Raw genomic sequence first — 14,641 nt, forward strand, 5'->3', positions numbered from 1 at the left:
ATGATTTTATTTGTTCAACCAACGACGGTCAGCTAACATAAAAACGGCCTTTATCTATATTGATGGCGTTATTGATGACAAATTGTTATTACTGATGAATAGCATATTTTAAATGGAGTTATTATGTTAGAGATTGTAACAGGGATGCCTGCGTGGGTAATTGTGCTTTTGGTTTCAACTACATTTTATTGTATAAGTTTTTGTTTTAAAAAAGAGGTTAGCATTAAGCTGCTGTTACTTATCCCAGGCTGTTTTATGGTTTTTTCGATTATCTCTTTACTACGACAAGGCAACATCCTGACTTCAAGTCTGATATGGTTATTGGGCTGTATTGTCGGTGGGATTGCGGCAAAGCGAATTTTTTCATCTCAGATCTATAGCCCTGGCAGTAAGGAAGGCACAATAACTGTGCCGGGGACGTGTTCTATTATTACAATTTTTTTACTCTATTTCCCTCTTCGTTATTATATTGGTTATCGTCAGGAAATTGCGGTTGATCATGTTCTTAGCATTCCCATGATTCTGCTATTAGCCGTCTCTTCGGGAGCTGTTGTCGGGTTTTTCACCCTCCGGTCCTATATTATCTTTGGGCGCTATAAAGATTTGAATATTAAATAGAAAAACGGGCAGGATACCCTGCCCGTGGGCCCGTGACCGTGGGGCTGTTGACAAACAGCCATGTTGTCTTATGAATGTTGTTTGGTCAGTGAATTTTGTCAGTGAAAGTGAATAGTTTCGTGCGTGTATTGGCTCAAACTTGGTCTGGCAGTGTTCTGTGTTAGAACACGATTAAACCTGACAGTCGGCAACGAGCGGGGGAACGGACTACGACGAACAGTCTATTTCTGTTCCATATATGGGATATATTGTAAAATTATCTCTTTATAACAGGTGGCATCGGCAATGGCTTTGATCCCAAAAAACTACTCGCGGCTGGAAAGCGGTTACCGTGAGAAAGCACTAAAAATCTATCCATGGGTGTGTGGGCGCTGCTCACGGGAGTTTGTTTATTCAAACCTACGCGAATTAACGGTTCACCATATCGATCACGACCATACCAATAACCCGGAAGATGGCAGCAACTGGGAGTTGTTGTGTCTGTATTGCCATGACCACGAACACGCGAAGTACACTGAAGCCGAGCAGTACGGTACAACCGTTGTGGCGGGGGAAGACGCGCAAAAAGATGTTGGCGCAGCCACCTATAATCCCTTTGCCGATTTAAAGTCGATGCTTAATAAGAAGAAATAGTGCCAGCAACGGCCGTTTCTGGCACAAAGTTGTCCGTCAGATTAGGTATGGTCCTGAGCCACAAAAATGTCAGTTCAAATCTGAGCTAATACAAATTATGGGTTGGTAGCCAGTTGAAACACTTGACTGGCAACACGGTTACTCAAACGCCACCTCTCCTTGACCACTAGCTGATGGCTAAACTGTGCCGCTGCGCGGTTCCTTCGGCGTTTGCCTTCGCTGTTCGGACCGCCCGTGACGCGGTTACTCGCCCCATCCCTGGGGCTCGCCCTTCGGGTCAGCGTAAACGCTGTTCAAAAACGTTCCCGACGTTTTGTCCAACACGTCACGGGCTTGCGCGGCTGCCCTGCCGCGCATCCGGCGAAGTCACCCACCTCAGCACAGTTTTAACGCCTGAAAACCCGTCATTTTGCACTTATAGGGTTTGTCAGCAGTCTGACAACGGTGGTTATTTGAAGACTTTCTGCACAAATTCGATGTACGCCGGCCGCCAGACGTCCATTTCATGCCCTAAACCGGGATACTGCCGGTAATCGAATTTCACGCCTTTCTGTTCCAACTGCGCTTTCAACCCGGCGATATCCTTACCGGTCACCGTATCCTTCTCGCCCACCGCCACGGTGAAATTGCGCAGTTGCTGATTGATGCCGGCGGCGTTACCCAACTGCGCCGTGACCTGAGCGTTCGGCACCGTTTCGGTGGTCACGCCGCTGAAGGTCGCCAGCCAGCCGAAGTGCTCCAGATGACTCATCCCGGACACCAGCGCCTGATAACCGCCTTGCGACAGCCCGGCCAGCGCCCGGCCGTCGGCATCGCGCCGCACATTAAACCGTTCGCTGACCAGCGGAATAATGTCGTGGATCAGCTCACGATCGGCTGCCGCCGCGTTACGCGGATAAAACGTCTTGCGCCGCTCTTTCGGTGGAAAATCCTCCGGAATGGCGTCGGAAACATCGGTTTCGGTATCCGGGATCACCACCAGCATCGGCGTAATCTTTTTTTCCGCCAGCAGGTTATCCATAATCTGCGGGATGCGGCCCTGCGTGACGGCGGAATCACCGGCATCGCCAAACCCGTGGTAGAAATACAGCACCGGCAGCGGCTTGCCGGTGCCGGTGTAACCCGGCGGCGTCCAGACATAGACCTGCCGTTCCGATTTCAGCGACGCCGAGTGATACGTCACGGTGCGCAGCTCGCCATGCGGCACCGCCCGGGTATCCAGCACGCTGCCCGGCACCAGAATCATGCTGGTGTTGACCTGACGCTGCGGTTTGGGCAACGCCGAACCGGTATCAATGCTGCGAAAGCCGTCCACATTAAAGAAGTATTCGTACAGGTTGGGCCGCTGCGGCTCGCTGCGCCACGACCAAACGCCCAGATCGTTTTTCGTCATCGGGTGCGCGACCCAGGTTTCCGGCGTCGCGCCGGTTACCACGCTTACCGATTTGGCGTCCGGCGCAAACAGCCGGAAAGTAATGCTGTTATCCGCGTTGACCTGCGACAGGTAGTGCCGGGTCGCCACGTCGGCGCGCGGCAGCGCCGGGATAGCGCCCGCGTCGGCCAGCGCCGCCAGCGGCGCGGATAAACTCAATGCGGAGAGCAACAGGCACAGACTGGTTTTCCTGGTTTTCATTCTCAACCTCTTTTTTATTGGTACAGGGTAAAAACGGGCGGGCTGTGTCTGGGGGCTTACCACCAGACCTCAGCCTGAACGCCGGCGGTAAATTGATTTTTCTTGCTATCGGCAAAGGTGAACTGATCCAGTTCGTTATCCAGCACCCGGATATAAGTGCCGTAGAAGCGGATTTCCGGACGGGAAGCCAGCATGCTGGTGTCGACCTTGATGGTGTGGAACAACGTGGTTTTATAGCCTGACTCGGTAAAATACTTCCCGGCCTGATTCTTGTTGGTCTGGCTGAAATAGCCGAGCTCGACGCCGCTCTGGTTGTAATTGCTCCAGATGTAGGCCGGTCTGACCACCGCGCGCACGCTGTCGAAATCGGTATGGGCGCCGGTGTCATAGCTGTAGACATCCTGCCCGCGGGTATACACCAGCGCGTTAGCCATGATCACATCTGGGCGCAGATACATCTCCCCCTGCGAAATCAGACGCAGCGCCGTGCCGCCGCTGTGGTCGCCGTAGTATTTACCGTTCACCGCCACAAACGGGCTGGATCCGGCATAGCGCGCCAGGCTGCTGGCAATCGAGTTATTGGCCATCTGGGCGGTAAACTCATTAAAGCCGTTGTTCGGCAATGCCTGACGCAGCACCACGCCGCCCAGCCAGGAATCCTTCATCGGAAAATAGTTGTTGTTGGCTTCATTACTTTTCTGGGTATCGTTTTTATTAGCCATCGCGTATTTCCCCAGTATCATCAGGCTGGCGCCGTTCCATAACGGAATGCCTTTATAGCGTGCCTCGACCGCGTTGGTATTCATCTGCTGATATTTGGTTAGGTCGCGGTTATAAACATCGATGTCTTCACGGGTCAGCGCCAAGTCAATAGAGCCGACGCCCGCTTTGATATTTTCCACCCCTACGCCGGCGGCGGAGTCGGTTTTATTACTCTTCCAATCCAGCATCTGAATTTCATACACCGGCAACGCATGCTTGCCGACCCAGAAATCCGCCTCCGGCGCAAACGGCAGGAACCCTGTGGTGGTGAGATAAATATCCGAGAACTGCAATTTGTTTTCATTGCTGCTGTCTTCGCCAAACCAGCCGCCGGAATAGGACTGACCGACGTTACCGTCCAGTTTTATCACCCCATAGGCGGATTTGCCGTCTTTGTTGAACACCCGTTGTTTAAGGATCAGGTCATACCAACTGGTGTGCTCATTGCCAAATCGCCCCAGCGAACCAATGGCCCAGGATTTGGGCGACCCCTGCGAACCGGTGGCCCAGCCGGAACGGAAATAACCGGAATAGGTAAAACCGATATCCTCTTTTACATACTGGCTGAGTTCATGCAATGTCATGGAAGCGCGACTGTCGGGTGATACTGCCACAGAAGACAAGGCGTTATCTGCGATCGGCGTAGCGGTTTTCGCTGCGCTGCCGGTATTATTTTTATTCCCCGTACTGGCGGCGGAATTATCCCTGACCAGGGTGATGGTTTTATTTTTCTTCTCCTGTTCTTTATAACGCTGCAACTCCTGTTTGGTTTCCTGTAAATCTTTTTCCAGCGCCGCCAGTCGTTGTTCAACTGTTAATGGCGCCGCTGTGGAAATAAACGATACCGGATATAACAGACTGGCTATCACCAAATAGCTATTTTTTATTTTCATATTCTCATTCCCGTCGGATAATCGGATAAAGAAAAACAACAACTCACGCCTGCCGATTAACGGCGAGCGTCAATAGCCTGCGGATATCACTACCCGCAGGTTGACTTCAGATATATTGATACGCGCTATAATTCACGTTGCAGATACATTGGCTTTCCTGCAATGCGAATAAATTGAGGTAGATTAGCGCGTCAGCGTTTTTCCGTGACTGGCAATAACCGACTGATACCAGTAAAAACTCTTTTTACGTCGACGTTCCAGCGAACCCTGGCCGGCATCATCGCGGTCAACATAAATAAAGCCATAACGTTTGGACATTTCCGCTTTCGAGGCGCTGACCAGATCGATCGGCCCCCAGCATGTATACCCCAACACCTCAACGCCGTCGGCAATGGCTTCGCCGACCTGTACCAGATGATCATTCAGGTAGCGGATACGATAATCGTCGTGAATCTCGCCATTCTCTTCGAGCTTATCTTTCGCACCCAAACCGTTCTCGACAATAAACAGCGGTTTTTGATAACGGTCGTACAGGAAATTGAGCAAATAACGCAGCCCCAGCGGGTCAATTTGCCAGCCCCATTCAGAGCTTTCCAGATACGGGTTCGGCACCATATTCAAAATATTGCCGCGCGTTTTTTCGAGTTGCGCTTCATCGGTGCTGACGCAGCCGGTCATGTAATAGCTGAAGGAAATAAAATCGACGGTGGATTGCAGATCCTGCGTATCCTGCGCCGTAATATTCAGCGTAATGCCCTGTTCACGGAAATAACGATGCATATACCCCGGATACGCGCCGCGCACCTGCACATCGCCGAAGAACAGCCATTCCCGGTTCTGGTGCAGGCTTTCCATCACATCTTCCGGCTTGCTGGTCAGCGGATAGAGCATCGCCCCCAGCAGCATATTGCCGATCTGCGCGTCGGGAATGATGTCGTGGCAGGCCTTCACTGCTCTGGCGCTGGCCACCAGTTGGTGATGGATCGCCTGATAAATCGCCGCCTTATCGCTGCCCGCCGGTAATCCCACGCCGGTAAAGGGCGCATGCAGCGACATATTGATCTCGTTGAACGTCAGCCAGCGTTTGACCTTGTGACGATAACGCGTAAACACCGTGCGGGCGTAGCGCTCAAAGCAATCGATGGTCAACCGGTTGCCCCAGCCGCCGTGTTTTGCCACCAGTCCGTACGGCATTTCGTAGTGTGACAACGTCACTAATGGCTGGATGCCGTACTTTGCCAGCTCGTCAAACAGCCGATCGTAAAACGCCAACCCCGCTTCGTTCGGTTCTGCCTCATCACCCTGCGGAAAAATACGCGTCCAGGCTATCGATATGCGCAGGCAGGTAAATCCCATTTCGGCAAACAGCGCGATGTCCTGCGGGTAACGGTGATAAAAATCAATCGCCACATCTTTGATACCACTGTCGCCCGGCTGGCGCGTCACAATCTCGCCGAAGATACCCTGAGGCTGTAAATCCGACGTGGAAAGTCCTTTACCATCCGTCAGATAGGCGCCTTCCACCTGATTGGCGGCAATCGCGCCGCCCCATAAAAAATGCTCCGGGAAAGGGTTGTTCATCACTCGTCTCCTTTTTTCTGTTCAATAATCATTCAGCACACCAGTTGCGTCAGCGGCGCATTGGCGTCCACCTTGCCGCTGGCGACAGGTTCGACCCCGCGATAGTCTTCGCTGTTGGTAATCACAATCGGGGTGGTGAGGTCATAGCCTGCCGCCTCAATGGCCGGGCCATCAAATTCCAGCAGCAGGTCGCCCTGGCGCACCACATCGCCGACACGCACATGCGGGGTAAAATAACGGCCATCCAGCCGGACGGTGTCGATGCCGACATGTATCAGCACCTCTGCGCCGCCTCGCGAGGCCAGGCCGATGGCATGGTGGGTTTTAAACAGCGACGCCACGGTGCCGTCTACCGGCGCGTACAGCCGTCCCTGCGTAGGCCGAATGGCGATCCCCTTGCCCATCACGCCGCTGGCGAAGGTCCGATCGGCCACCTGCTCCAGCGGCAGTACCTCACCGGCCAGCGGACTGAACAGCGTCTCGTCACGAACGGCGCCAGCGTTATCCTGCGTTTCCACCGGTACCGCCGGACTATCCGCTGCCGCCGGTTGCGTTTCATCTTTCGGCACGCCAAACGACCAACTGGTCAACGCGGCAAACGTAAAGGCCGCCAGCGTGCCGATCACCGCCGCCCACACGCTGCTGTCCACGCCGGTCGGCGGAATCACCTGGGTGAAGGAGAAAATGCTGGGAAAACCGAATGAATACATGGTGGTATGGGAATATCCCATCACCGCCGCGCCCAGCGCCCCGCCGATACAGCCAAAGATAAAGGGGCGACGCAGCGGCAGCGTCACACCGTACACCGCCGGTTCGGTAATCCCGAAAATCGCCGCGGAAAACGCCGACCCGGCGATCCCCTTGCGCTTCAGGTCGCGGGTTCGCAGCAGCACGCCCAGCGTAGCGCCGGCCTGCCCCAACACCGCCGGCACCAGCAGCGGCAGTAGAGTATCGTGTCCGATCACACTGAAATTGTTCAGCATCAGCGGCACAAAGCCCCAGTGCAGCCCGAAAATCACGCACACCTGCCACAACGCGCCCATCACGGCGCCGGCCAGCAATGAATTCAGCCCGTACAGCCACTGGTATCCGCCCGCCAGCATCTGGCTCAGCCAGGTGGCGCTCGGCCCAATCAGCAGAAAGGTCAGCGGAACGCTAATGACAATACACAGCAACGGGGTAAAGAAATTGCGGATATTGGCATGCAGCCAGCGGTTCAGCGGTTTTTCCAGTTTGCTGGATACCCAACTGGCGAACAGAATCGGAATGACCGAGGAGCTGTAATTGATAAAGGTAATCGGGATACCCAGAAAATGGAGCGTTGGGTGATCCGGCGTCTGCATGGCGTTGAAAGCGGCGATCATGCTCGGATGCACCAGCGTGGCGCCAATCACCAGCGTGGTAAACGGGTTGCCGCCAAACTTCTTGCCGGCCGTATAACCCAGCACAATGGGGAAGAAATAAAACAGCGCGTCGCTGGCGGCGAACAGCAATTTATAGGTGCCGCTGCTTTCCGACATAAAATGGGTGGCGACGCCTAGCGCCAGAAAGCCTTTCAGGATCCCCGTCGCCGCCATCACGCCGACAAATGGCGTAAATATGCTGGAAATGATGTCGATAAAACCGGCAAACAGGCTATTTTTCTTCTCCTCTTCCGGCGCGGCCGAGTCGCTAAAGCGGGCCATACCGTCAAGGGAAAGCAGCGCCTGATAAACATCAGCCACCTGATTGCCCACCACCACCTGAAACTGACCGCCGCTTTCCACCACCATGATAATGCCCGGATTATTTTTCAGCGCATCGGCATTGGCGTTGGCATTGTCCCTGAGTTTAAACCGCAGGCGCGTGGCGCAATGTATCACGCTAATGATATTGTCCTTACCGCCTACGCCATCTCTTATTTCACTGGCTAATGTTTCGTAATTCATTGCTACATCCTTAATGCTCGATCCATGCCCGGAGAAAACCGCTGAGTGACCGCTATATACGGTTTCAGGACACCCCATATTCAAGACAAAAAAAACCTGAACCGTCTCATCGCGGCGCAAGGCTCGCAAAAACGGTTCAGGTTTTGCCTGTATTTTCCGCTGGGGTATACAGTCGCAATCCATATTTATTGCTTTACAGATTACCAGTGCGATTTATTCTGACAAGCGTTTCACCCGGACAATCTGTTATTTTGTGATATCACGCAAACTTCGGTTTTCCGTACCCGAAATTTACTCTGCCGCCTGCTCCTGTAATTCCGAACGCACCCGTTCGATATGAATGGCCAGAAACATCAACTCTTCCTTGGTCAGGCTATAGTCGTAATGCAGCATAATGTGATCCTGGATTTTCTCGGCGCAGTGATACGCCAGCGTATATTTTGCTTTCACCACATCGTGCAGCGATTCGTCTTCGCTAAATACCGGCGAGTGCCCCAATAATCGCTGAGCAAAGAACTTCAGGTGAGTCACAAACCGGTGATAACTGAATGCCTGCTCGTTATAGTCGAGATTCAGCTGGTATTTGACGATATTCAGGATTTCCTGCATCACGCGGGTAATACGCATCACTTCCGGCATATGGCTGTCCAACTGGGCGTTCACCAGATGCAACGCGATAAAGCCCGCTTCATCTTCCGGCAGGCGGACCCCCAGCCGCCGGTGAATAATGTCCAGCGCATCCAGCCCGATGGCGAACTCTTTTTGATACAGCCGCTTGACCTCCCACAGCAGCCCATTGCGGATATCCACCCCTTGCCGGTGGCGTTCGATGGCAAAGTGGCAATGGTCGGTCAATGAAATGTAGAGGCTATTCTGCAGGTTGCCGCTCAGCTTCTCTTTCGCCAGCGCGATGATCCGATCGGCGGTGGTCACCACCTCCAGCGGGATGCGTTCCAGCACGTCGCTCAGCCGTGCGGTCAGCTCGCTGCTGCGCAGCGAGAAGATTTTTTCGATAAGCGCGGCGTCCACCGTATCCCCCGGCCGTTTTTTGAATCCCAGCCCCCGCCCCATCACGACCTGTTCGTTATTCTGTTCATCCATGACCGTGACGACATTATTATTCAATATTTTGGCGATCTTCATTGTCCGACCCCTGAAAACAAAAAAACCAGACGCTCGCCGCAAACGCGAACATCTGGTTTTGCCTGCCAATGGCAGTAGCAACCCCGGATTGCGCGCCGCCGCAACACAACAATGTCGCTGACCGGGCACAACCTGTAGACGCTAACTTACCACCGGCGCGCGCGGGCTCAACCTCCCGGTGACGGAAACGTGACCGGGATCGACACAAACCCAACGCGGCCTATTATTAACAGACGTCAACAACTCGATTGCCTTCTGACGGCAACATGGGCCGGGACTTCACTCTCGAACTGCAATCCACTGACGTACCGGGAGAATTTATCGCGGTGTACGATGAATTGTCACCGGCTGCAAATACCAATCTGGAATCAAAAAATACAGACAGAAACGCAATCAAATTGCTATAAAACACGCATTTACCTTTCCGGAATGCATGATTTTGAATTTTGCAGCATAATGAACCAAAGACTCACTTACCAATGGTATGCAATGCTAAAAATGGATGAAATTGATAGCCGCATTTTACGTGAATTGCAAAAAGACGGCCGAATCCCAAACAATATTTTGGCGGAAAAAGTCGGCTTATCACCCTCCCCTTGCCTTCGGCGTGTAAAAAACCTCGAAGACAGCGGCGCCATCGATCGCTATGTGGCTATCCTGAATCCTCAGGCCGTTGGGCTTAACCTGACCGTTTTTGTCCGTATCTGGCTGCAAAGTCAGGGGGAAGAAACGGTTGAGCACTTCTGCCGCGAGGTCGCGAGGCTGCCTGAAGTCGTTGAGTGTCATCTGATGGTCGGCGACTGCGATTTTATCTTGCGGGTCGTTGCAACTGATTTAAATGCCTATCGGCAATTTCAGATCAAACATCTGGCGCGGATTAAAGGGGTGCAGAGCATCAAAACCGAGCTCCCGATGCAGACTATTAAACAGACAACTGAACTCCCGGTCCGATAAGAAGAATAGCGGGCTCACACCCGCTATTCTTTCATCCACGCTTATCCACTCTTTCACTTGCCGTAGAGTTCTATCCTGTACATCCCCTCAAACCCCGGCGTGCCGCAGCGCAAGAATAAGCCATTGGCTTTGCGTACCAGCTCCGGTGGCGTCAACGGGAGATTGCAGATGTGCCGCATCGCCTGCGGCGTCAGCAACTCCGCCTTCTCAACATAACGTATCTGTGACAGCGCGTGCGGATAACTGTCAGCCAGACGCCAGACCAGATTTTCCAGACATCCCGCTATCACCATCGCCATACTGACCACACAGGAATACAGAACGACTTTCTGGATCGACGTCATTATCGTGAGCTCGGTTGTAATGACGTCGATTGTAATGACATCGATTGTAATGACATCGATTGTAATGACGTCGGTTGCAAACGCCGTTGCCGGGTGCCTTCCGTCAAAGCAGATGGCGTAAAAATGCCGTTGTCAGCACGCTGATGATCACCACAGGGAGCAGTGAAAATCGCATGGCGGCCAGCAATGAAATAAGTAATGCCAGTTGGTCGGCCGGTTCGGTGGTGACGAAATGGGGTGCGATGACCGTGATCAGCACGCAGCCGGGAGCGGCCTCCACCACGGCTTTTACACGCGGCCCCAGTCGTCTTCCATGCAACAGCGCATAACCGGCTATGCGTGTCAGATACGTCGTGATCGCCATCAGCAGGATGGTCAGCAATGTGAGGCTCATGATGTTTTCCCGTTCAGCAGCAATATTGCGAGGATCCCCGTTGTCGCGCCGACAGGCACATAGGCTGCGCCGGGCCAAAAATGATAGGTCGCCGCCGCGCAAACAAGGCTGACCAGCCACGGCAGTGCGGGCAGCAACCCGCGCCACATCCCTTTTAAAAGCACCAGAAAAACGGCGGGGAATGCCATGTCGAAGCCCCATGCAGTCACATCACCGAGAACCGGTCCAACAATGACACCGCCCCCCGTTGAAATAACCCAGGCGAGCCACAGCGCAGATGCCACCCCGGCATAAAACCCCATACTGAAGCCTGAAACACCCTGCCGGCGACGCTTCGCGGCGTCAGCGACACTCATTGCCCAGCTCTCATCACACATAAAAAACAGCGCCAGAAACGCGTGACGACGCGGAAGATAGGCCAGAAAAGGCGCGAGTGATGCCCCCATGAGAAGATGACGGCTGTTAACCAACATACTGACGAGCACGATGGTCAGAACATGGGGAGGTGACGTCCAGAGTGACAGCGCAGCGAATTCAGAACCGCCACCGAAATTCAGTCCGGTCATCAACATCAATTCTGGCGCCGAAAAGCCTTTCTGCGCGGCCTGCGCGCCCAGCAATAAGCCGAACGGCACGAACCCAATCATTACCGGGATAGCGGCCAGCAGCCCCCTGCTGAATTCATAGGCAAAGGTTCCGGCATGGGAAAATGTAAAAAAGCGGGACATAAATACTCCTTTCAGGAAGGAATATTATAAATTTTCGCTGTTGAAATTGGCGGGCGTATTGGTTGTAAAAACCAACAACATTGGCATCAGATTTCACATTTTAATCATTTTACGAAATCCTGAATCATCACACTGCCAGATTGCCATACTCAGCCGTAAGGGCAGCGCTACGTTTATGGCCGAGGCGAGCGACCCCTGAAAATGGATCACTCGCCTTATCCGATTTACCGCAAGGACACGTTTGAATGCGGTATGTTGCTGGAGGTACGGAGGTAATATAAGTTGGGTCATGTAAATACCGGTTAAATAATTCGCTGAAGTGTATTGCAATCCAATAAAACAATAACTGGGGAATATGCTTCCCAGGTGAAGGGATGTATTTATTCACTACATTTGTTATTGCCGTTCATGAATTAAAAAAAGCCCACTGCATGAGTGGGCTGACGGGAATATCAATCAAAGATAAGTCACATTATCTATCTGTCGGGCAGAGTCATTTTTGAGGCCAAGTATATCGAAACCCGGCATATCCCGAATAAACTCCAGGAAGGGAGGTTTGATGCCTAAATCGTCCAAATCGGCGGCATGCAAGTGGTAGCGAATCGTATCTTCATGCCCAGAAACCACCTTTTCAACCCAGTTAGGTTCAATAATAAGCTGATGACCCAGCGCAACAAAATCAATACCGCTCTGCATCACCTCTTCAGCCTGTTCAGGCGTTCTGACATTACCTACCGCAATAACCGGTTTTTTATGACTTTCTTGCTTAAGCTGCGTAATAATCGGCGCCGTATTGTCTTTATCACGTATTGATGAACGCCATACCGACCCCATAGAAACATGGATATAATCAAGTTCGGTTTGCTGCAATTTCCCGACGAAATATTTGGTGTCATCCAGCGTGATGCCGGGTTCTTCAATTTCCTCCGGCGATAACCGATATCCCACAATAAATGAAGGCGATGCATATTTGTTTTTGATCTTCATCACTTCATCGATTACGGTCAGGGGCAGGTTTAATCTTTTATCAAGACTTCCGCCCCATTCATCGGTACGCCGGTTGGAGTGAGGCGAAACAAATTGCTGCAATAAATACGTATTGGCGCCATGCAGTTCGATCCCATCAAAGCCGGCCTGAATCGCTCTTCGCGTCGCCTGAGCAAAATCGCTGATTAGGCTGACGACCTCGGCGGAACTGAGTTCACGTGGCGTCTCAGCACCATTTCGCGGCGCGGCCACGGCGCTGGCGCTAACCGGCTGCAACCCGCGGGTTATCAATGAATTAGTCATTCGCCCTGCGCTGAAAATTTGCAGAATGGCTTTTGCCCCGCGTGATTTAATAGCATGAGCCAATTTTGCAAGCCCGGGGATTTTACTGTCGTCATCAGCGCCCAGTTGCCCTTCAAATCCTTTACCTTCCTTATTAATGTACGCTACCGGTGTAATAAACAAACCTACGCCGCCCGCACGCTGTTGCATATAGTTTATTTCTTCCAGCGTTACGGTTCCGTCCTCGAAAGACATCTGTTCAGTCATGGGTGGAAGCACGACACGATTTTTAATCACAACGCCATTGGGAAGTGTTATAGGTTTAATAAAACGATAATCCTTCATTTTTGCTCCAGAATGATAATAACTACATCGGTAAGATTTATCTGTTATTCGCATACTAGAGGAAAGATTAGGGAATGTGCGTCCCATAACAGGGGAACGTGGAGAGCGGATGTGAAACGAAGGCATTAACGCCATACATCGCATTAATGCCATATCCTCGTCATACTTCAAGTCACAAGTGCGCTGGCGGCACTTGCGCCCCCCAGTTACTGATTTATTCAGACAACTGAAGATTCACTCGGTTACCGCCGTCATTCAACGCGAATTATTTTGGCTATAACATAAAAAAAACAAAAATGAGAAGAATTTAACCTAGCTTATTGTTCGCCAGGGTACGTCTTTGTTTCGCCATTCATCGGCGATTAAATCAACAAAGCCTCGAACTCTGGGCGACAGATGTCTTTTACATGGATAGATTATCCGTACCGGCTCAGGTTCTATTTTAAATTCCGTTAAGATAGCAACCAACTCGCCATTCTCAAGCGCCTGAAAGGCCAGATAATCGGGTAATTGAATAATACCAAATCCAGCAATGGCCGAAGATAACATGGCTTCTGAACTATCAATATCCATGCGGCTTGGTCCGTCATAAATAAACTCCCCGGACGGAGTAATATAACGCCAGTTTCGGCGCTTCTCAGCGCTACGGAAAAAAACGGTGTCGTGTTTGCTTAATTCCTCCGGAGTCACAGGAACGCCACGCCTTGCCAGGTATTCAGGCGAGGCGCAAGTCACCATATGCTGCGTCGCGATGGTTCGCGTGAGTATCCGCGAGTCGTCTTTGGGCTCGCCAATGCGGATAGCGATATCAAACCCTTCTTCGATAAGGTCGACGTAGCGATCGGTAAACACAATATCGGCTCTCAGCTCCGGCCATTTTTTCAAAAATCGATCGATAACGGGCAGTACGTGCCGTTGCCCTAACGAGAGCGGCGCGGTTAACCGCAGGGTTCCGGTAGGTTTTTCCCGCCGGCGCGCCATGGTTGCGTCGACCTCTTCCAGATCCTCAAGAATTTGTTTGCACCGCTCATACATGATGCGCCCCTCTTCCGTAAGGCTGAGCTGGCGCGTCGTCCGGTTGAGCAGCCTGACGCCCAACTGAGATTCCAGCCTTGTGATGCTTTTTCCAATGGCCGAACGGGACAAACCCACACTGCCGGAGGCGCGCGTGTAACTCCCGAAGTCAACAGCAGCCACAAAGGCCGCTATGTCACCTATACGATTCAGTTCCATAATCTCGCTCTTTGCAGGGAAGTGCCTTCCTTCCCATAATTAGGGAATCATATTCCCCAAATTATCGATTACTCATCGCATTAGCTTAACAACAAGCCGTTAGCAGGGAGGAACTATTTTTGTACATCAGCCAGGCTGCACCTTTTTACTCACATAGCTCATCGCCTTTTGGGTGCCGTGAGT

The 14,641-nt window shown here is 52.2% G+C and carries 13 protein-coding genes; 3 read left to right on the forward strand and 10 right to left on the reverse strand.

Annotated features, from left to right (window positions below):
• Window positions 1–123 precede the first annotated feature (123 nt).
• On the forward strand, window positions 124–618 hold the full coding sequence (locus CPA59_RS13580; protein ID WP_038919435.1) for a hypothetical protein: 495 nt from the start codon (window positions 124–126) through the stop codon (window positions 616–618).
• A gap of 285 nt (window positions 619–903) precedes the next feature.
• Entirely contained in the window at window positions 904–1,251 is a 348-nt protein-coding gene (yajD, locus tag CPA59_RS13585) for an HNH nuclease YajD (protein ID WP_100849728.1), read from the forward strand.
• 448 nt (window positions 1,252–1,699) lie between these two features.
• On the opposite strand, the gene CPA59_RS13595 is transcribed toward yajD, so the two are convergent.
• From CPA59_RS13595 to licT, 5 genes are all read right to left on the reverse strand, one after another.
• A complete protein-coding gene (locus tag CPA59_RS13595; protein WP_369831435.1) occupies window positions 1,700–2,842 on the reverse strand; it encodes an alpha/beta hydrolase in 1,143 nt (380 codons plus the stop codon).
• A 98-nt stretch (window positions 2,843–2,940) separates the two neighbouring features.
• Complete coding sequence (locus CPA59_RS13600; protein WP_107759698.1) at window positions 2,941–4,539, reverse strand: carbohydrate porin; 1,599 nt, start codon at window positions 4,537–4,539, stop codon at window positions 2,941–2,943.
• Between the two features lie 183 nt (window positions 4,540–4,722).
• Window positions 4,723–6,120: a glycoside hydrolase family 1 protein gene (locus tag CPA59_RS13605; protein ID WP_107759700.1), complete on the reverse strand. Its 1,398-nt coding sequence runs from the start codon at window positions 6,118–6,120 to the stop codon at window positions 4,723–4,725.
• Window positions 6,121–6,152: 32 nt separating this feature from the next.
• Window positions 6,153–8,048 carry a PTS beta-glucoside transporter subunit IIABC gene (gene bglF / locus CPA59_RS13610; RefSeq protein WP_107759702.1) on the reverse strand — a complete coding sequence of 632 codons (1,896 nt, stop codon included), beginning with the start codon at window positions 8,046–8,048 and terminating at the stop codon, window positions 6,153–6,155.
• Window positions 8,049–8,339: 291 nt separating this feature from the next.
• Window positions 8,340–9,191 (reverse strand): BglG family transcription antiterminator LicT, encoded by an 852-nt coding sequence (gene licT, locus CPA59_RS13615; RefSeq protein ID WP_100849732.1) that lies wholly within the window; start codon window positions 9,189–9,191, stop codon window positions 8,340–8,342.
• A 489-nt stretch (window positions 9,192–9,680) separates the two neighbouring features.
• Here licT and CPA59_RS13620 point away from each other — a divergent pair, with 489 nt between their 5' ends.
• Complete coding sequence (locus CPA59_RS13620; protein ID WP_049855109.1) at window positions 9,681–10,145, forward strand: Lrp/AsnC family transcriptional regulator; 465 nt, start codon at window positions 9,681–9,683, stop codon at window positions 10,143–10,145.
• A 53-nt stretch (window positions 10,146–10,198) separates the two neighbouring features.
• Here CPA59_RS13620 and CPA59_RS13625 read toward each other — a convergent pair whose 3' ends face one another.
• The 5 genes from CPA59_RS13625 to CPA59_RS13645 form a co-directional block, all read right to left on the reverse strand.
• Window positions 10,199–10,489 (reverse strand): hypothetical protein, encoded by a 291-nt coding sequence (locus CPA59_RS13625; RefSeq protein WP_159077948.1) that lies wholly within the window; start codon window positions 10,487–10,489, stop codon window positions 10,199–10,201.
• A 103-nt stretch (window positions 10,490–10,592) separates the two neighbouring features.
• Window positions 10,593–10,883: an AzlD family protein gene (locus tag CPA59_RS13630; protein WP_038668178.1), complete on the reverse strand. Its 291-nt coding sequence runs from the start codon at window positions 10,881–10,883 to the stop codon at window positions 10,593–10,595.
• The gene (locus CPA59_RS13635; RefSeq protein ID WP_107759706.1) at window positions 10,880–11,611 is read right to left on the reverse strand and encodes an AzlC family ABC transporter permease; all 732 of its coding nucleotides are present in this window, start codon (window positions 11,609–11,611) and stop codon (window positions 10,880–10,882) included. Before CPA59_RS13635 ends, CPA59_RS13630 begins: the two co-directional genes overlap by 4 nt.
• 456 nt (window positions 11,612–12,067) lie before the next feature.
• Window positions 12,068–13,225, reverse strand: a complete 1,158-nt coding sequence (locus tag CPA59_RS13640) for an NADH-dependent flavin oxidoreductase (RefSeq protein WP_107759708.1) — start codon at window positions 13,223–13,225, stop codon at window positions 12,068–12,070.
• A gap of 312 nt (window positions 13,226–13,537) precedes the next feature.
• The gene (locus CPA59_RS13645; protein ID WP_107759710.1) at window positions 13,538–14,458 is read right to left on the reverse strand and encodes a LysR family transcriptional regulator; all 921 of its coding nucleotides are present in this window, start codon (window positions 14,456–14,458) and stop codon (window positions 13,538–13,540) included.
• Between the last annotated feature and the right edge of the window lie 183 nt (window positions 14,459–14,641).

Origin of the sequence: Dickeya sp. Secpp 1600, assembly GCF_003049805.1 — a bacterium.
GTDB classification, from domain to species: domain Bacteria; phylum Pseudomonadota; class Gammaproteobacteria; order Enterobacterales; family Enterobacteriaceae; genus Dickeya; species Dickeya fangzhongdai.